The following is a 17,139-nucleotide window of genomic DNA, read 5'->3' on the forward strand; positions in this document are numbered from 1 at the left end:
CGAGTTCATCTGCAAGGCATGGGCTTCCCAGCCCGAGCGCTTCACTCTCAATCCGCTCCAGCAAATGCCGGGACTAAACATCTAGAGCGTGATCCCGAACCGAAGGTCCGCGTTAGCGAAAAGTGGAATCCGGTTTTCGGAAAAGATCATGCTCAAACAAAAAGTTAGAACGTACGCTTACTGGATGTCGTCGCTCTCGTCCTCGTCGGGGCTGGCGCAGCTTACATTGCCTTCCGCGCAGGTCGAATCGGCAGTGAGCTGCTTGGTGCGGTCGTCGGTCAGCCGTGTCAGGCATTCCGATATCAGCATCGGATAGATCGAGCCGCCTTCGCTGTCCGCGGCGGAATAGCTGCATTCCGCGTCGCGAAATGCGATCCACGCGCGCTGCGCCGTCTGCAACAGCTTCCTGGCTTTTGCATCGCCTCCGCCGATGAGATCCTGGTAGGCCTTGTTGAGCTTGGCGTCGGCGGATTTGGTGTCCGCGTCGGCGCAGATGTTCATCATCTGCTGGCTGTCGTCGTTGCGGTCGCATTCCTGCGCATAAGCAACAGAGCCTGCCGCGAGGACGACAAGACAGGCGGACACAAGAATTCGGCGCATGATGATCTCCAATTCGCAACCGCATCATTCCAGCCGGTTCAATCACGCGCCGCAAGGCGCCAGTGGCGGATATTTGATGATACGAAACGGTCCGTATCGTTTAGGTAACGCGCTTGCGGTTGACACGGGCAACGCTCCTCGTCTATGAGCCTCGCACAGTTCAAAGGCGCGTCGGTGGGCGCGCCTTAATAATTCGGCCCGGGACAGGGCCCAGACCGACGGGCAAGACCATGAAGATCAAGAATTCGCTCAAGGCGTTGAAGGCGCGTCACCGTGACAACCAGCTGGTTCGTCGCAAGGGCCGCGTCTACATCATCAACAAGACCGCTCCGCGCTACAAGGCGCGCCAGGGTTGAGTTTTCGACCGGAGGCTGCGCGCCTCCGTTCGCATGATACGCCTCTCACGCTAAATTCAGTTTGACGATCCGGCGTCGGGGGCTAGATTCCCGCGATGCGGATTCTTTTTGCATTTTTCACGGCTTTCCTCGTTTCCGGCGCTGTCTCGCTGCCGGCCTGGGCTGAAGATCCGACTACAACTCCGCCGACAGCACCTCCGGTCGTCAAGACGAAACAGGCGCGGCTCGATCAGCTGTTTGCCGATCTCAAGCGCGAACGCAATGAAAAGGCGGCCGAGCGCATCGCCGGGCGCATTGGGAACGAGTGGTCCCAGTCGGGCAGCGCCTCGATCGACCTGATGATGCAATGGTCGCAGAAGGCAATCGAAAACCAGAAATTCGATGTCGCGCTCGATTTCCTCGATCAGGTGGTGACTTTGCAGCCGACCTATGCGGAAGGCTGGAACCGGCGCGCCACTGTTCATTTCATGATGAAGAACTACGGGAAGTCGATGGCGGACATCGACCGCACCCTGCAGCTCGAACCTCGCCATTTCGGCGCGCTTTCGGGCCTGGCCCAGATCATGGCCGAAACCGGCCACAAGCAGTCGGCGCTCGAAGCCTGGCAGCGTGTTCTCGGCATCTATCCAATGATGCGCAGCGCCCAGGACCAGGTCGGCGCACTTTCCGAGGAGCTTGCCGGCGAAGGCATTTGAGACCAGTAAAGGAGTAGGGGTAGGGGAGTAGGGGAATAAGGGAGTAAGGCAGTATGTGAGTGGTGCAGATTGCATTGTGGAACGCACTCTGGAACACATGCCCCTACTCCCCTACTCCCCTACTCCCCTACTCCCCTACTCCCCTATAGGCCCGATCTACGCCGCTTGCTTCCGTGACGAGTTTCTCCACAAGGGCGGCGGCCAGCATTTCCCGGAGCTTCGCAACGCCCTGCCCGGCCCAAATGGGCAAGAAGTCAGCCCGCTTGCTTTCATCCTTTGCCATCGAAAGCGGCATGACCAGACTCGCCTGTAGCGGAAACGCCAGCGCAGCATCTTCCTCACCAGCCATTTCCATCACAAACCGGTTGCGCACCACGCGCGCTGGGCGGCCAGTGAAGCAGCGAGTCACCGACGTGCTCTCGTCGTTGGCCCAGCGCAATGCTACGCGATAGACTGGCTGCACATTGGCTTCAGGACAGGCCAGGAAAGCCGTGCCGATCTGCACACCAGATGCACCAAGTGCAAAGCTGGCAGCAATGCCGCGACCGTCGAAGATACCGCCGGCGGCAATTACAGGCACCCGCACGGCATCAACAATCTGCGGTACGAGCGCCATGGTGCCGGCAGTGCCGATAGCAGGGTCGCCAGTGAATGTGCCGCGATGCCCACCCGCCTCGTATCCCTGGGCGATAATGGCGTCCACCCCTCCTGCCTCAAGCTGGCGCGCTTCCGAGACAGTGGTGGCCGAACACAAGACAGTACAGCCGGCCGCCTTCAACTGCTGCACAATTGCGGTGTCCGGTAGGCCGAAGTGGAAGCTGACCACCTTGGGGCGCAGCTCGAGCACAATTTCGAGACGCTCACGATCGAAGGTGGGGAAGGGCTCGCCCGGCTCGGGTACCGGTCCGAGGCCGACCTCCTCATAGCAGCCGCGAAGGCGGTCTCGCATACTTTGGGCTGCCGCATCATCGCCTGCCGGCGCCGGGTGCGCAAAGAAGTTGACGTTGATCGGACGATTGGTGGCGTGCTGCGTCGCCATGAGCTGCTCGCGGATAGCCGCCGCAGGCAGAATGCCGCATCCGAGCGAGCCAAGCGCCCCGGCATTGCTGACTGCCGCCGCGAGTTCCGGCGTGGTGATGCCGCTCATCGGCGCCTGGATTATCGGGTGCTCAATGCCGAGGAGTTCCAGAAGATCAGTGCGCATCCACATTGGATCACCCTCCTCTTTCTCCCAGGAGAGATTACCTTAACTGACTTCCAGCTCAAGTCGGATAGGGCCTTCGAACCGCTTCACGGCCGGCCACACACCTGATGCAAGCTGGCGGAGTCCGGCGTCGATCCTAACCCAACCGCCGTCGATGCGCCGGGCTGGCGCCGTGTTTACGACGCGCCATGCCGCCGGCCTATCCGGCAGCCGCGGCCGACATTAGCGGCCGACTTCCGATCCGACATAGGCGATGCGCAGCATGTTGGTCGATCCCGGCGTCCTCAGCGGCACGCCGGCGGTGATGATGACGCGGTCGCCCGGCTTGCCGAAGCCCTCCTCGAAGGCGATGCGGCAGGCGCGGTCGACCATGTCGTCGAGGTCGCTGGCATCGGGGGAAACGACGCAATGCGTGCCCCACAACAGCGACAGCCGCCGCGCCGTGTTGAGGATCGGCGACAGCGCCACGATCGGCACTTGCGGCCGCTCGCGCGCGGCGCGCAAGCCGGTGGTGCCAGACGCGGTATAGGTGATGATCGCCGACAGCTTCAGCGTCTCGGCTATTTCGCGAGCGGCGAGCGAGATGGCGTCGGCTCCGGTCGCTTCCGGTTCCGAGCGCTGCGCGTTGATAATGCCGGCATAGGTCGGGTCGGTTTCGACCTTGGTGGCGATCCGGTTCATCATCGCCACCGCCTCGACCGGATAGGCCCCGGCGGCGGATTCCGCCGAAAGCATGATAGCGTCGGCGCCTTCAAACACCGCGATCGACACGTCCGACACCTCGGCGCGCGTCGGCACCGGCACGGTGATCATCGATTCCAGCATCTGCGTGGCGACCACCACCGGCTTGCCGGCGCGGCGCGCGGCGCGGGTGATCTGCTTCTGGATGCCAGGCACGGCTTCGAGCGGCATCTCGACGCCGAGATCGCCGCGGGCAACCATCAGCGCATCCGAGAGCTCGATGATCTCGGCCAGCCGGGCGACGGCCTGCGGCTTTTCGATCTTGGCCATGATCAGCGCCCGGCCGCGTGCGATCTTGCGCGCTTCGGCCAGGTCCTCGGGCCGCTGCACGAAGGACAGCGCCACCCAGTCGACGCCTGTTGCCAGAACCGCGTCGAGATCCCGGCGGTCCTTTTCCGTCAGCGCGCCGACCGGCAGGTCGGTGTCGGGCAGACTGACGCCCTTTTTGTCGGAAATGGTCGTGCCGGCGACGACGGTGCAGACGATCGCCTTGCCGTTGCTGCTGACCGCCTTGAGCTCGAGCTTGCCGTCGTCGATCAGCAGGCGATGACCAGCCTCGACCGAACGCAGGATTTCGGGATGCGGCAGGTAGACCCTCGTCGAATTGCCGGGCTCGGGATTGTCGTCGAGCGTGAAGGTCTGGCCCACGGTCAGCACCTCTTTGCCGTTGGCGAACTTGCCGACGCGCAGCTTTGGCCCTTGCAGGTCGGCGAGAATGCCGATCGGCCGGCCGACTGCCTCCTCGACGGCACGAATGCGGCCGACAAGTGTGCGCATCAATTCATGGTCGGTGTGGCTCATATTGATGCGGAACACGTCGGCGCCGGCTTCGAACAGCTTCTTCAGCATCTCCTCGGACGAGGAGGCCGGACCGATGGTGGCGAGGATCTTGACCTTGCGGCTGCGTCTCATTGACTGTTTGTTCCCGGGGCGGCTGGAGCGCCATCCGTTGCGGGCTCGTCAGTCAGCTGGACCATCCAGCTTGCCTGCTCGCCCGTGTCATATTCCTGGAATCCGGCGCGCTGAAAGCCCCGGGCGACGCAATCGGTAACGCCGGCGATCTTGAACTCTTTTTCGGCCACGCACATGTTGATCGGGCCATCCCAGCGTCCGCCGCGCTCGGCGTCTTCTGCATAAAGATAGTAAAACCTTGATGACAACGGTCCCTCGATCAGCGTCTTGCAGCTCGATCCTTCGATGTGCCACCAGCCTTCGGTGATCCAGCCGGCTTTGGCGCGGTAGCCGATGCCGACACCAACCAGGTTCTGTGTGGCGTTGCAGACCCGGAAATCGGCCCGTGCCGGCGAGGCCGAAATCACCGCGAAAAGGCCCATGGCAGGTATCAGGAGCGGCATGGCCAAGGCATGGCGCACACGCAGCCTGCCAGCGAAACCCATCCCGAAACCCCTCAAGAACCACATTTGCATCTCTCAACGCCCCTTTTCGGAAAAGTCCGCACGCATGTCAACGCGCCGATCTGTCCAATTCCAATCGATTTAGAAGGCTCTGACGCGCTTGCTGTCGCCCCTGCTCAGTTTTTTGGCAGAAACCGTGGCCAAACAACGGCATTGCGCGAGCGTTCTCTTCGTGGAATGACGATACCACCCTCCCCGGAAGCCAGCGAACAGACCTTTCCCGCCAATGACCCGATCCACAGTTTTCGCGCCTTTCGATATCGTCGAAGGCGATCGCAAGCGCGGCATGGTGCTTCTGGCCGATCACGCCCGCCGCGACCTGCCGGAGGAGTATGGCAGCCTTGGGCTGCCGGCGGCGGAGTTCGACCGCCACATCGCCTACGACATCGGCGTCGAGACTGTAACCCGCGAACTCGCAAGTCTGCTCGGCGTTCCGGCGGTGCTTGCCAATTTTTCGCGACTGCTGATCGACCCCAATCGCGGCGAAGACGATCCAACGCTGATCCGCCAGCTCTATGACGGCACCGTCATCCCGGGAAATTATCCCATGGCCACGGAGGAGCGCGAAAGACGGCTGGACCGTTTTTACCGCCCCTATCATGATGCCATCGGCGCCATGATCGCCTCTGTGGCGCAAGCATCCGCTCAGACACCCTTCATCTTTTCGGTGCATTCCTTCACGCCGACCATGCAAGGCTTCGTGCGGCCGTGGCACGTCGGCATACTATGGGATCTCGACGATCGCGTGGCGCAGCCGCTGATCGACATGCTCGCCGAGGACAAGAGCCTCATCGTCGGCGATAACGAACCCTATGACGGCGCATTGCGCGGCGATACCATGTTCAGGCACGCCATCGTCAACGGCTTTGCCCATGCGCTGCTCGAAATCCGCCAGGACCTGATCGCCGACCGCAAGGGTGCCCTCGCCTGGGCCGAACGGCTGGCGCCGATCGTTGACGCGATCGATCGACGTGCCGATATACACCAGGTGAAAATATTCGGCTCGCGCACCGGGCCGGTATGATGGAGGCCCAAGGGAGGCCAACAGGACATGACCGAACTCAGCGACGAACAAAGGCGCGATTTCGAAGCCGCTGCCTTCCGCCGGCTAGTCGCGCATCTGCGCGAGCGTTCCGACGTACAGAACATCGACCTGATGAACCTCGCCGGCTTCTGCCGCAACTGCCTGTCCAACTGGTACCGCGACGCGGCGCAAGCCGAGGGTGTCGAACTCGGCAAGGAACAGTCGCGCGAGATCATCTACGGCATGCCCTATGCCGAGTGGCAGGCACTGAACCAGGTCGAAGCCTCCGACGCCAAGAAGGCCGAGTTCGAGGCAAGACGCCCTACGGATCACTAGGGGAGGCCGCCGTGCCTAAGATTGACGTTGCCGACGTGCCCAGACGCAAGGGCTCATCCTATCCACCGCCGTTCGATGCACCCTGTGCCGAACGCGTGCGGCAGCGGCTGGGCAACGCCGGCGGGCTCACCGATTTCGGCATCAATCTCATGCGCCTGCCGCCGGGCAACTGGTCGAGCCAGCGCCACTGGCATTCGCACGAAGACGAATTCGTCTACGTGTTTGAAGGCGAGCTGACGCTCGTCGAAGATGCCGGCGAGATGGTGCCGCGCGCCCGGTGATTGCGCGGCCTTTCCGAAAGGATCAGGCAACGGCCATCACATGATCAATAAATCGGGCGCGATGGCGATCTATCTCGAAGTCGGTTCGCGCTGGCCCGACGATGTAACCACCTGCTCCGACATCGACATGATGAGCACCAACGCCGACGGCCGGTTTGTACACAAGGATGGCACGCCTTATCCCGAGCCCTAGGAATTTCGGAGTGGACCGTCGAGATGGTTGGCCGACGCGAGAGGACGTAGCGCCTGGTCCAAGCACTTTCGGCGAAGAGCGCTTGACTGTGAATTGAATCGATCTAATTTGCCGCGCAAAGCCATTTCCGGACCGGATTCTACCCGATGGACGCGCAGAAAATTACGCAGACCGCGATTCGTGGACGCTGGGCAGTGGCCGCCATCTTCCTCGCCAATGGCTTCCTGACCGGCAGCTGGGCGCCGCAGATCCCGGTGTTCCTGACCCGGCTGGACATCAGCAAGTTCACGCTCGGCCTGCTGATTCTGTTGTTCGGCGCCGGCGCCGTCACCGCCATGACCTGGTGCGGCCATCTGATCTCGAAGCATGGCTCCCGCATGGTGCTGCGCTGGTTCGGACTTGCCGGCAGCTTCGGCCTTTTGGTCGTGGCTCTGGCCCCCAACGTGCCGTTGGCGGCCGTCGCCATGTTCATTTTCGGCGGTTCGATCGGCGGCATGGACGTCGCCATGAATGCCAATGCAGTGGCAGTCGAACGGCGGCTGTCCCGTGCCATCATGTCGTCCTCGCACGGCTTCTGGAGCCTTGGCGGTTTCGCTGGCGGCGCTTTGGGCGGTTTCGCCATCCAGAACTACGGTCACCTCGCCCATGCGACGATGGTGACGGCTCTTGCCTTCGCCGTCATCGCCGTAGCGGTCCGCTACCTGATCGCCGAGGACAAGCACCCAATCGCCGAGCACCACAAATTCGCGCTGCCGGCCAACCCGCTGGTCTATCTAGTCGGACTTATGGCGCTGCTGACGATGATCTCCGAAGGCGCGGTGCTCGACTGGGCAGCGCTGTATCTCCGGCAGGAACTCGGCGCCGATCTTGCCATCGCAGGCCTGGCCTACGCCGCCTTTTCCGGCGTCATGGCCGTCATGCGCTTTCTTGGCGACGGCGTCCGCAACCGTTTCGGTGCCGTTACGACGTTGCGCGCCTCGGCCCTTGCCGCTGCTGCCGGCATGCTGGTGGCCGGGCTGGCTCCCTCGCCTTGGCTGGCCATTGCCGCCTTTGCCTTTTGCGGCCTCGGCATTGCCAACATGGTGCCGATCATTTTTTCGGCCGGCGGCAACCAGGAAGGCATGGCGTCCGGCACAGGCATGAGCGTCGTCACCACAATGGGTTACTCAGGCATTCTGGTGGCGCCGTCGGCGATCGGCTTCATCGCCGAGCACTCGAGCTTCGGCCCGATCTTCGTCGCTCTGTCCGGGCTGCTGGTCGTCGTGCTGTTGATGGCCGGCCTCGCTCACCGCGCCGAATTCGCTGCCGAGCCCGCACCGGCCGAATAGCGCTTGAACTCTTCGTAGAGGAAATCCGCGACGCGGCGGATGCGCACGCTGGTGCGCACGTCGCGATGCATGGCCAGCCACACCGGTAGCGTCGGCAGCGGGAGACCGGGCAGCACTGTTTCGACCAGCGCATCGCGCTCGGCCAGCGGCTGCTGGCCAAAGCCGATGCCGTTTCCCGCCCGCACCGCTTCCCAAAGCACGATCTGATTGTCGGTCCTGAAGCGGAAGGCACTGCGGGTGAGCGCGACGCCGAATTGGGCGAAGCCGCGAATGATCTCGTCGCTGCGGTCGAAGCCGACCAGATCGTGGCCGGCCAGATCGCGGGCCTCGCGCGGACGGCCGCGCCGGTCGAGATAGGATTTTGCCGCACAGGCGCGGAGCGGAATGTCGGTCACCTTGCGTGCGACCAGTTCATTCTGCGCCGGCTGGACCATGCGAATGGCGATATCGGCATCGCGGCGCAAGAGGTTTTCGACCTGGTTCGACGCGACGATCTCGACCTCGATGCCGGGCTCCTCGGTCCCAAGCCTCGCAGTCATTTCCGGCAGCACATAGGCCGCCACCACCTCGCTGGCGGCAATGCGCACCGTACCCTCTATCGCTTCGACCGATCCCAGCGCCAGCAACGAAAAGGCGCTCGCCTGCTCGCTCACCGCGCGGCCCCGTTCAAAAAGCGTGCTGCCCGCTTCCGTGAGCGCATAGCCGCGCCGCCCGCGCCGGAAGAGCGTGACGCCGAGCGCCTGTTCCAGCTCGGTGATGTGGCGACCGAGCGTCGGCTGGCTCGCGGCAAGTTTTCGCGCGGCGGCCGACAGGCTGCCGGTCTCCGCCACGGTGACGAAACTCTTGATCAGGTTCCAATCGATATCCATTCAAACTTGAATATCAGACCGCCAGCTTTAGTCAATTTTCATTCGTTTGCGAGGAGATCACATTGCGGTCGTAGCGCAAACACGGAGACGAACAATGACCAAGATCGCAATTCTCGGCGCCAATGGCCGGCTCGGCCGCACGGTGGCCAAGGCCTTCCTCGATGCCGGCTACGATGTCCGTGCCATCACCCGCAGCGGCAAGGTGCCGGCCGAGCTCAAAGGCGCCACGGCGATCGCCGGCGACGCGCTCGACCGTGCTGCGCTGATCCGCGCGACCGAAGGCGTCGATATCATTTTTAATGGCCTCAACCCGCTCTACACCGACTGGAGCAAATGCCTGCCGATGGCCGAGAATGTGATGGCTGCCTGCCGGGCGAATGGCGCGCTGCATCTCTTCCCAGGCACCGTCTACAATTACGGCTCGCCGATGCCGGCGGTGATCACTGAAGCCACGCCGTTTCGTCCGACGACGGAAAAGGGCCGCATCCGCGTCGCCATGGAGGACCTGTTTCGCCGCGAGGCCAACGCAGGTCGGGTGCGCACGATCCTGCTGCGCGCCGGTGGTTTCTTCGGCGGCACCGGCAGCGGATCGTGGTTCGATCTGGTTGTTGCCGCCAAGATGACTAAGGGTATCTATACGGCACCGGGACCGGTCGATCTCGTGCATGAATGGGCCTATCTGCCCGACCTGGCCAAGGCTTTCGTCGGACTGGCTGACAATCTCGACAAGCTCGGCTTCTACGAGGCGCTGAACTTTCCCGGCCATGCGGTGGCCGATCTGGAGATCAAGGCGGCCGCGGAGAAGGCGCTCGGGCGCACGTTGAAACTGACGATGATGCCGTGGTGGGTGCTGCGCGCTGGCAGCCCGTTCGTGGCCATGTGGCGCGAGATCGTTTCGATGTCCTATCTCCGCTTCGAGCCGCACCGGCTCGTTTCAGGCAGACTGGAAAGCGTTATCGGTACGATCCCGCACACGCCGCTGGAAGATGCAGTGTCGGAAGCGCTCGAGGATATCGGCATCGCCACGCTCAAGACGATGCAAAAAGTTGCCTAACAACAAACCAAAAAAAGGCGGATGGCCAGATGGTCATCCGCCGCTGTTCGGGAGGGAGGTTGCGCTCAGATCCGGCCCATCAACAGCAGCACCAGGACAACGATCAGGATGACGCCGACGATGCCGGATGGGCCGTAACCCCAAGACCGGGAATGCGGCCACGCCGGAACCGCGCCGATCAGGATAAGAATAAGAATAATGACGAGAATGGTGCTGATCGTCATCAGAAAATCCTCGCTTTGAGGTTGCAATGACGGAACAATGCAGAAGGCCGCCCATTGTTCCAGGGCGGCCTTGCTTGATCAGGACGGCGATCCGGACTCTATTCGGCGGCCTTCGGGAAGGCGATCGCCGGTTCGGCGCCCAGATCGGCGTCCGGGCCTTTCGACGGGATGTCGGCCTTAGGACGCCCAAACAGACGACTGAACCAGCCACGACGCGCACCGGGTTTGAGCTTGGCGCGAGTGAACACCATCAGCATCGACGGCGTCACCACCAGCGTCAGCACGGTGGCGAAGGACAGCCCGAAGACGATCGCCGAGGACAGCGAAATCCACCATTGCGTCGACGGCGCGTTGATCGTCGTCTCGTGATGGAAGATTTCGAGGCCGAGGCCGAAGGCGATCGGCAGCACGCCGAGGATCGCCGACACCGCCGTCAGCACCACCGGGCGGGCACGTTCGCGGCAGGTCTGCAGAACGGCTTCGTATTTGTCCCAGCCCTCTTCGCGCAACCGGTCATAGGTGTCGATCAGCACGATGTTGTTGTTCACCACCACGCCGGCCAGCGCGATGACACCGATGCCCGACATGACGATGCCGAATGCCTCTCCCGTCAGCAGCAGCCCGAGGAACACGCCGATCGTCGCCATGACCACGCAGGACAGCACCAGCCAGACGCTGGTGAATTTGTTGAACTGCGCCAGAAGCACGATGAAGATCAGGAAGATCGCCGCACCGAAGGCTTTGCTGAGGAAGGCCCCGGCCTCCGCGCTGTCCTCATTCGAACCGGCAAGCTTCCAGCGAATGCCGCTGCCGAGGTTCATGTCTGCGACAGCTTTGGTGACCTCCTGCTGGACGGCAGCCACCTGGGCGCCGGCAGCGACGTTGGCCTGGACGACCACCGTTCGCGCACCGTCGATGCGGTTGAGGATACCGACCGTCGGCTCCGGCTTGCGCACGACGAAGTTCGAGATCGGCACCGAGCCTTGCGCTGTCTGCACCCTGAGTTCGTCGAGCGTCGACAGCGTGCGCCGATCCTCGGGCAGGCGCAGTCTGATGTCGACGGCATCATCGGCGCCGGCGGGCCGGTACTCGCTGAGTTTGAGCCCGTTGGTCACCAATTGCACCACCGTTCCGACCGCGGTCGGGCTGATGCCGTACTGCGCCGCCTTGGCGCGATCGACCTCGAGCGCCCAGTCGACGCCGGGCGGCGCCAGACCATCGGAAATATCGATGACGCCGGGCACCTTGGCAATGCGCGCGGCAACGGCGCGGGCCTTGTCGTCAAGGCCCTTCGGATCGACGGCCGAAAGCCTGATCTGGATCGGCTTGCCGGTGGGCGGGCCGGCTTCCGGCACGCGAACCTCCACGTCGACACCGGGAATGCCGGCCATCACGCCGCGCAGTTCGTCGAGGATTGAGTTCGCCGATTTACGCTCACGCCAGTCGACGAATTCGTACTGGATCACGCCGACCACGTCTTCCGGAACGTCCTGGCCGCCGCCCTGCGTCTTGCCGACACGGGTATAGACGGACTTAACGCCCGGCCAGCCGAGCAGCCGGTTTTCCGCCGTCTTGGTGGCCGCATCCATTTCGGCAAGCGAAAGATTGCCGCGGGCGTGGACATAGAGCAGGCCGTAGTCAGGCTCGACATTCGGGAAGAATTCGACGCCGGCGCCGAATTTCGAATAGGCGTAGCCGACGCCGAACAACAGCGCCACAGTGAGGACAAGCACGGTGATGGGATAATGCACCGCCTGCTTGACCACGGCCATGTACCAGCCGTCGCGATTGTCGTCGGGGTGATGGGCGGGCGCCTTGGCGAATATGGCGCCCAGCGTCGGTGCGAAGACCAGCGCATAGAGCATCGAGGCCGAGAGCGTCACGATCAGCGTGATCGGCATATATTTCATGAAGTCGCCGATGATGCCCGGCCAGAACAACAGCGGCGAGAAGGCGGCAATGCGCGTCATCGTCGCCGCGATGACCGGGCCAGCCATGCGCTTGGCGGCAAGCGCGAACGCTTGCTCCTTCGGCATGCCCTCGCTCATGCGTCGCTCGGCGAATTCGGTGACGATGATGGCGTCGTCGACCAGCATGCCGACCGCCAGGATGAGGCTGAACAGCACGATCATATTGATCGTGTAGCCCATCATTGCCAGCAACAGGATGCCCATCAGGAAGGATGAGGGGATGGCCAATCCGATCAGCAGCGAGGCACGGCCAGACAGCGCGTAGAGAATGACGATGAACACCAGGATGACGGCGATCATCACGTGGTTCTGCAGGTCGCCGAGCAACTGGTTCACGAAGACGGACTTGTCTTGCGTGTAGGTGACGTGCATGCCCTCCGGCATGGTCTTGATGAAGGCGTCGGAAACCTCTCTGACCTTGCCAATCGTATCGATCAGGTTGGAGCCGATGCGCTTCTTCACCTCGATGGCAATCGCCGGCTTGCCGTCGAGGCGGGTAACCGTCTCGGCGTCCTTGAAGGTCGAGCGGATGGTGGCGATATCCTTGGCCTGCACCACCGCATTGGGGCCGGCGACGACCGGAAGCGCCGCCACATCCTCTGGCGTCTCGATAAGCGAGGGCACCTTGACCGCGTATTTGCCCTCGGACCCTTCGATATTGCCGGCGGCGACAAGACTGTTGGAAGCGCCGACGGCACCAATCAACTGGTCGAGCTGCAGCCCGTAGGAAGACAGCTTCATCGGATCGATGACCACTTCGACGAGGTCGTCGCGCGCACCCTGCAGCGAGCCCTCAAGCACGCCAGGCACTTCCTCGATGCGGTCGCGCAGCTCGCGCGCCGCCGCCGTCAGCACGCGCTCGGGCACCTCGCCCGACAGCGTCACGACAAGGACGGGGAATTCGGAGATGTTGACCTCTGAGACCACGGGCTCCTCAGCCGCTTGCGGCAGGTCGGCCTTGCCGTCCTGCACCTTGCTGCGCGTGTCCTGCAGCGCGGTGGCGAGGTCCGTCTGCGGCTGGAATTCGACCAGCACATAACCGCCGCCCTGGAAGGCGGCCGAGCGCATCTCCTTGAGGCCCTTCAGGCTCTTCAGCTTGGCTTCCATCGGCCGCAGCAGGAGGCGCTCGGAGTCTTCCGGCGAGATGCCCTGGTAGATCAGGCTGACATACATCATCGGAATCGGAACGTCCGGTTCCGCCTCCTTTGGCGTCGACTGGTAGGCGACCGCACCGGCAAGGATGAGAAAGACCAGGACCGAAATGGTCAGCCGGGCATTGCTGATTGCAAGTTTGACGATGTCCATGATTACTGCGTCCCGGTCGTCGCTTCGCCCAACAGCTTTTGGATGGTCGCCTGGTCGGCTTCGACCGGCTTGATCACTTCGCCTTCCTTCACCAGCTCCTGGCCGGCGACGATGATGCGGGCGTCGGCCGGAATGCCGCCGAGCACCAGGCCGGTCGGCGTGTCGTCGACCAGGTCGATCGGGAAGAACACGACCTTGTCGTCCTTGTCGACGGCGCGAATGCCGAGATCCCCCTTGTCGCCGAGCGTCACCACCGATCGCGGCAGCATCACAGCGTCCGTCGGCTGGGCGCTGAGCGCGATTTCGGCCGTCATGCCGGCCGGTACGGAACCATCGGCGTTGGGGATGGCGACTTCAACCCGGAAGGTACGGGTTGCCGACGATGCATCCCGGCTGATGTAGCGGACGATGCCTTCGACATTCTGACCGCTGACCAGACGCACATTTGCCTTGTCGCCGATCTTCAGATAGCCGAGATCGCGTTCGCTGACCTCGCCGCGCGCAATCACCGGGTCGAGGCTGAGAATGGTAGCCACCTCGCCGCCCTGCATCACCGAACTGCCAAGCTCCACCGGCACCCGGTCGATAACGCCGTCGAAGGGCGCCTTTACCTCATTGCGGTCGAGCTCAGCTTGCGCGGCGTCCAGTTGCGACTTGGCCAGCGACAGGTTGGAGCGGGCCGTATCGAGCTGCAGCGTCGGCAGATTGCCGGTTTTCATCAACCGCAAGGCCGCAGCCAGTTCCGCTTCACGCTGCACGACAAGTTGTTTGGCGTTGTCGACCGCCGAGATTTTTTCCTCGGCGGCAAGCATCAGGATCAGGTCGCCGGTCTTGACGTGCTGACCCTGCTTGACCGGCAGCTTGTCGATGACGCCGGCGACGCGTGTCGCCAGGACGGCGCGCTTATCGGCTTCGGTCAGTCCGGAAATGCGGATAGCGCGTGCATAGGTGCGCCGCGGCGGGGTTATGACCGCGACCGTGCGCAACGGCGCCTTGGGCTGTTTCGCCTCGGCAGTCCCCGGCTTGGCTGCGTCGGCTGGCTTGGGCTGCCCGACCTCTCCTGTCTTGGGCTTGTTGTCGGCGGACGCGCTGCCGACGGACGAGAATTCGCCCGTCGCCATCCAGCCGGCGAACCCGATAAGCACAACAATGGCTGCAAGCTTGTGAAACCTGAATTTCGGCATCGTCATTTTTTCCAGTGCGCGGGGTTCGGCCAGGCCGCATCTTCTACTTGGGGCGCGTCGCCGATATGGGTGCGCGCGAGGCCGTATTCAAATTGCCGTGATCGGCGAAGCGCGCTTCTACCTCAAAGTTGCATCGCAATATAGTCAGAAAAGTTGATGGATTGTTGCTTTGTCCGCAAAGATGCGGCTGCAGCATCGGCTGTTGATCGCCAAAACAGCGGTATGGCAGCAAGTGTCAGGATGATTGGACGGATTGTGATGTCATCTGCTTTGCGGAGGAGCCGGAACAATTCCAGGAAAGGTGTGAAACGGTTTTCCGTCCGGAATTGCGTCAAAACAAAAAGATGGAGCGGTTCGGCGTTTCCGAAAGGATGAACCGTTCTAGGCCGGACGGCGGGCGGCCTCGGGCTGCTTGCGCGCCGCAAGAAACTCCTTGACCCGCCGGCCCGGCGCCGGCCCGCGCACCGGCTTCAAGCCGTCGTCGAGCTCGCCGGACAGATCGATCGTCGGCCGCTTGCCGACGGCGTCGTAATTTTCTTCCAGCCAGTCACTGGCTGCGGTGCGGCCGAGGTCGCGCAGATAGGCAAGAAACGCCCATTCGGCATTGACCTTGGACGATGCCGACAGATCCTTGAACGCTTCGTCGGCGTCGATGCGGTGCATGCGGATGTCGCGATATTCGCCATGCGGCAATCGGCCGGCGGCGATCAGTTCCTTGACGAAGGCGATCGAGCGGAATTCGCGCAACAGCCCGGCATTGAAGGTGATCTCGTCGATGCGGTTCTGGATTTCATTGGCGCTTTTCGGCGTCCCCTCGCGGACCACCGGATTAATCTGCACCAAGAGCACGTCCTCGGTGGCCGCGGTCTTGAAGAACGGGAACAGTGCCGGGTTGCCGCCATAGCCGCCATCCCAATAGGGCACGCCCTTGATCTCGACGGCACGGAACAATTGCGGCAGGCAGGCCGACGCCATCACCGTGTCGAGGTCGATCTCGCCGTCCGAGAAGACCCGCAACTGGCCGGTCTCGACATTGGTAGCGGAAATGAACAGTTCTATCGATTTGCAGGCGCGCACATTATCGAAATCGATCTCACGTTCGACCACGTCGCGCAGCGGATTGATGGCGAGCGGATTGGCGATATAGGGCGAAAATACCCGAGACATCGTATCGAACAGGAAATAGCCGGGCGTGTTCTCGATCGACCAATTGCCCCAGGCGACGTCCCAAGGCATGCGCTGCACCGGGCTGAAGCGCCCCTTTGCCGCCACCGCACGCCAGAAATCATCGAGCTTCCGCCGCGCGCCCTCGACGCCGCCGCGGACAAAGCCGTCGGCCAGCGCCACGGCATTCATGGCGCCGGCACTGGTGCCCGAAACCGCCGTTATGTCGAGGCGCCCGTCCTCGAGCAGCCGATCGAGCACGCCCCAGGAAAACGCCCCGTGCGAACCGCCGCCTTGCAGCGCGATGTTGATCTTCTTTGGCTCTTCCGCCTTGCCGTTTTTCGGCATGGCGTGGCCCTTGACCGCTGGATGGCTCACTGAGCGGTCCAGCCGCCATCGACAGAGATGTGCGTGCCGTTGATCTGCGCCGCCGCATCCGAGCACAGGAACACCGCGGCCGCCGCAACCTGTTTGATCGTGACGAACTCCTTGGTCGGTTGCCTTTCGAGCATGACCTCGCGGACCACCGTCTCGCGGTCCATCTTGTTGGCCTTCATCTGGTCGGGGATCTGCGCCTCGACCAGCGGCGTCAACACATAGCCCGGACAAATGGCATTGCAGGTGATCTTGTCGCGCGCCAGCTCAAGGGCGACAGTCTTGGTCAAGCCCATAATGCCATGCTTGGCTGAGACATAGGCCGACTTGAACGGCGACGCGACCAGGCCGTGGGCCGAGGCGACGTTGACGATCCGGCCGCCACCGGCCTGTTTCATCAACGGGATGGCGGCTGCGATCGTATGGAAGGCCGATGACAGGTTGATGGCGATGATCGCATCCCACTTCTCGATCGGGAAGCTTTCAACCGGCGCGACATGCTGGATGCCGGCATTGTTGACCAGGATGTCGACCGAGCCGAATGTCTCGGCCGCCTTCGCCACCAAAGCCCGGCACTCGGCCGGCTTCGACATGTCGGCCTTGATGTAGATGGTCTTCACCTTGTGGTGCTTGGCGATTGCGTCGACGATGGCGTGATCGTCGGCGGTGTCGGAAAAGGAATTGACGACGACGTTGCAGCCTTCAGCCGCGAGCGCGTGGGCAATTGCCAGGCCGATGCCCGAGGTGGAACCGGTGACGATGGCGGTTTTTCTGGCGGTCAAGGCGGCTTATTCCTTTCGAGGTGGGCTCCCGTGGAACCA

General features: G+C 62.8%; 16 protein-coding genes and 1 pseudogene. 7 read left to right on the plus strand and 10 right to left on the minus strand.

What is annotated here, in order from left to right:
• Positions 1-177 precede the first annotated feature (177 nt).
• Entirely contained in the window at positions 178-600 is a 423-nt protein-coding gene (locus NKH21_RS13245; protein ID WP_352671802.1) for a lysozyme inhibitor LprI family protein, read from the minus strand.
• 230 nt (positions 601-830) lie between these two features.
• Between NKH21_RS13245 and ykgO the strand changes: the two genes are divergently transcribed.
• Together ykgO and NKH21_RS13255 are read left to right on the plus strand one after the other, a co-directional pair.
• Positions 831-956, plus strand: coding sequence for a type B 50S ribosomal protein L36 (gene ykgO, locus NKH21_RS13250; RefSeq protein WP_006327841.1), 126 nt, complete (start codon positions 831-833; stop codon positions 954-956).
• A 95-nt stretch (positions 957-1,051) separates the two neighbouring features.
• Complete coding sequence (locus tag NKH21_RS13255; protein ID WP_352671804.1) at positions 1,052-1,651, plus strand: tetratricopeptide repeat protein; 600 nt, start codon at positions 1,052-1,054, stop codon at positions 1,649-1,651.
• Between the two features lie 127 nt (positions 1,652-1,778).
• Here NKH21_RS13255 and NKH21_RS13260 read toward each other — a convergent pair whose 3' ends face one another.
• The 3 genes from NKH21_RS13260 to NKH21_RS13270 form a co-directional block, all read right to left on the minus strand.
• The gene (locus NKH21_RS13260) at positions 1,779-2,861 is read right to left on the minus strand and encodes an NAD(P)H-dependent flavin oxidoreductase (protein ID WP_352865485.1); all 1,083 of its coding nucleotides are present in this window, start codon (positions 2,859-2,861) and stop codon (positions 1,779-1,781) included.
• Between the two features lie 216 nt (positions 2,862-3,077).
• Positions 3,078-4,508, minus strand: a complete 1,431-nt coding sequence (pyk, locus tag NKH21_RS13265; RefSeq protein WP_352865487.1) for a pyruvate kinase — start codon at positions 4,506-4,508, stop codon at positions 3,078-3,080.
• Complete coding sequence (locus tag NKH21_RS13270) at positions 4,505-4,951, minus strand: DUF1036 domain-containing protein (protein ID WP_473505739.1); 447 nt, start codon at positions 4,949-4,951, stop codon at positions 4,505-4,507. Before NKH21_RS13270 ends, pyk begins: the two co-directional genes overlap by 4 nt.
• Positions 4,952-5,237: 286 nt before the next feature.
• Between NKH21_RS13270 and NKH21_RS13275 the strand changes: the two genes are divergently transcribed.
• The 4 genes and pseudogenes from NKH21_RS13275 to NKH21_RS13290 all read left to right on the plus strand — a co-directional run bounded on the left by NKH21_RS13275 (position 5,238) and on the right by NKH21_RS13290 (position 8,173).
• Positions 5,238-6,035, plus strand: coding sequence for an N-formylglutamate amidohydrolase (locus tag NKH21_RS13275; RefSeq protein ID WP_352666232.1), 798 nt, complete (start codon positions 5,238-5,240; stop codon positions 6,033-6,035).
• Positions 6,036-6,062: 27 nt separating this feature from the next.
• On the plus strand, positions 6,063-6,371 hold the full coding sequence (locus NKH21_RS13280) for a DUF1244 domain-containing protein (protein WP_352666230.1): 309 nt from the start codon (positions 6,063-6,065) through the stop codon (positions 6,369-6,371).
• A gap of 11 nt (positions 6,372-6,382) precedes the next feature.
• Positions 6,383-6,845 (plus strand): annotated as a pseudogene (locus NKH21_RS13285) (cupin domain-containing protein).
• 146 nt (positions 6,846-6,991) lie between these two features.
• Positions 6,992-8,173, plus strand: a complete 1,182-nt coding sequence (locus tag NKH21_RS13290) for an MFS transporter (protein ID WP_352666228.1) — start codon at positions 6,992-6,994, stop codon at positions 8,171-8,173.
• Here NKH21_RS13290 and NKH21_RS13295 read toward each other — a convergent pair.
• The gene (locus NKH21_RS13295) at positions 8,131-9,042 is read right to left on the minus strand and encodes a LysR family transcriptional regulator (protein ID WP_352666226.1); all 912 of its coding nucleotides are present in this window, start codon (positions 9,040-9,042) and stop codon (positions 8,131-8,133) included. The two genes, NKH21_RS13290 and NKH21_RS13295, sit on opposite strands and share 43 nt — an antisense overlap.
• A 94-nt stretch (positions 9,043-9,136) precedes the next feature.
• Here NKH21_RS13295 and NKH21_RS13300 point away from each other — a divergent pair, with 94 nt between their 5' ends.
• Positions 9,137-10,096 (plus strand): SDR family oxidoreductase, encoded by a 960-nt coding sequence (locus NKH21_RS13300; protein ID WP_352865491.1) that lies wholly within the window; start codon positions 9,137-9,139, stop codon positions 10,094-10,096.
• A gap of 65 nt (positions 10,097-10,161) precedes the next feature.
• Here the strand turns inward: NKH21_RS13300 and NKH21_RS13305 are convergent, their stop codons facing one another.
• The 5 genes from NKH21_RS13305 to NKH21_RS13325 all read right to left on the minus strand — a co-directional run bounded on the left by NKH21_RS13305 (position 10,162) and on the right by NKH21_RS13325 (position 17,100).
• Positions 10,162-10,320, minus strand: coding sequence for a DUF3309 family protein (locus tag NKH21_RS13305; RefSeq protein WP_352564626.1), 159 nt, complete (start codon positions 10,318-10,320; stop codon positions 10,162-10,164).
• 98 nt (positions 10,321-10,418) lie between these two features.
• A complete protein-coding gene (locus NKH21_RS13310; protein ID WP_352666222.1) occupies positions 10,419-13,595 on the minus strand; it encodes an efflux RND transporter permease subunit in 3,177 nt (1,058 codons plus the stop codon).
• A 2-nt stretch (positions 13,596-13,597) separates the two neighbouring features.
• Positions 13,598-14,779: an efflux RND transporter periplasmic adaptor subunit gene (locus NKH21_RS13315; protein ID WP_352666220.1), complete on the minus strand. Its 1,182-nt coding sequence runs from the start codon at positions 14,777-14,779 to the stop codon at positions 13,598-13,600.
• A gap of 381 nt (positions 14,780-15,160) precedes the next feature.
• Entirely contained in the window at positions 15,161-16,291 is a 1,131-nt protein-coding gene (locus NKH21_RS13320; RefSeq protein ID WP_352666240.1) for a patatin-like phospholipase family protein, read from the minus strand.
• A 26-nt stretch (positions 16,292-16,317) separates the two neighbouring features.
• Positions 16,318-17,100, minus strand: a complete 783-nt coding sequence (locus tag NKH21_RS13325) for a 3-hydroxybutyrate dehydrogenase (RefSeq protein ID WP_352666218.1) — start codon at positions 17,098-17,100, stop codon at positions 16,318-16,320.
• Positions 17,101-17,139 lie beyond the last annotated feature (39 nt).

Origin of the sequence: Mesorhizobium sp. M1329 (assembly GCF_040318035.1) — a bacterium.
Taxonomy (GTDB): domain Bacteria; phylum Pseudomonadota; class Alphaproteobacteria; order Rhizobiales; family Rhizobiaceae; genus Mesorhizobium.

Bases quoted from the DNA above. Each gene is read 5' to 3' on its own strand.
- NKH21_RS13315 (WP_352666220.1), bottom strand. From the start codon at position 14,779: ATGCCGAAATTCAGGTTTCACAAGCTTGCAGCCATTGTTGTGCTTATC.
- NKH21_RS13300 (WP_352865491.1), top strand. From the start codon at position 9,137: ATGACCAAGATCGCAATTCTCGGCGCCAATGGCCGGCTCGGCCGCACG.
- NKH21_RS13290 (WP_352666228.1), top strand. From the start codon at position 6,992: ATGGACGCGCAGAAAATTACGCAGACCGCGATTCGTGGACGCTGGGCA.
- NKH21_RS13255 (WP_352671804.1), top strand. From the start codon at position 1,052: ATGCGGATTCTTTTTGCATTTTTCACGGCTTTCCTCGTTTCCGGCGCT.
- NKH21_RS13275 (WP_352666232.1), top strand. From the start codon at position 5,238: ATGACCCGATCCACAGTTTTCGCGCCTTTCGATATCGTCGAAGGCGAT.
- NKH21_RS13260 (WP_352865485.1), bottom strand. From the start codon at position 2,861: ATGTGGATGCGCACTGATCTTCTGGAACTCCTCGGCATTGAGCACCCG.
- pyk (WP_352865487.1), bottom strand. From the start codon at position 4,508: ATGAGACGCAGCCGCAAGGTCAAGATCCTCGCCACCATCGGTCCGGCC.
- NKH21_RS13310 (WP_352666222.1), bottom strand. From the start codon at position 13,595: ATGGACATCGTCAAACTTGCAATCAGCAATGCCCGGCTGACCATTTCG.
- NKH21_RS13280 (WP_352666230.1), top strand. From the start codon at position 6,063: ATGACCGAACTCAGCGACGAACAAAGGCGCGATTTCGAAGCCGCTGCC.
- NKH21_RS13295 (WP_352666226.1), bottom strand. From the start codon at position 9,042: ATGGATATCGATTGGAACCTGATCAAGAGTTTCGTCACCGTGGCGGAG.
- NKH21_RS13245 (WP_352671802.1), bottom strand. From the start codon at position 600: ATGCGCCGAATTCTTGTGTCCGCCTGTCTTGTCGTCCTCGCGGCAGGC.
- NKH21_RS13305 (WP_352564626.1), bottom strand. From the start codon at position 10,320: ATGACGATCAGCACCATTCTCGTCATTATTCTTATTCTTATCCTGATC.
- NKH21_RS13320 (WP_352666240.1), bottom strand. From the start codon at position 16,291: ATGCCGAAAAACGGCAAGGCGGAAGAGCCAAAGAAGATCAACATCGCG.
- ykgO (WP_006327841.1), top strand. From the start codon at position 831: ATGAAGATCAAGAATTCGCTCAAGGCGTTGAAGGCGCGTCACCGTGAC.
- NKH21_RS13270 (WP_473505739.1), bottom strand. From the start codon at position 4,951: ATGCCGCTCCTGATACCTGCCATGGGCCTTTTCGCGGTGATTTCGGCC.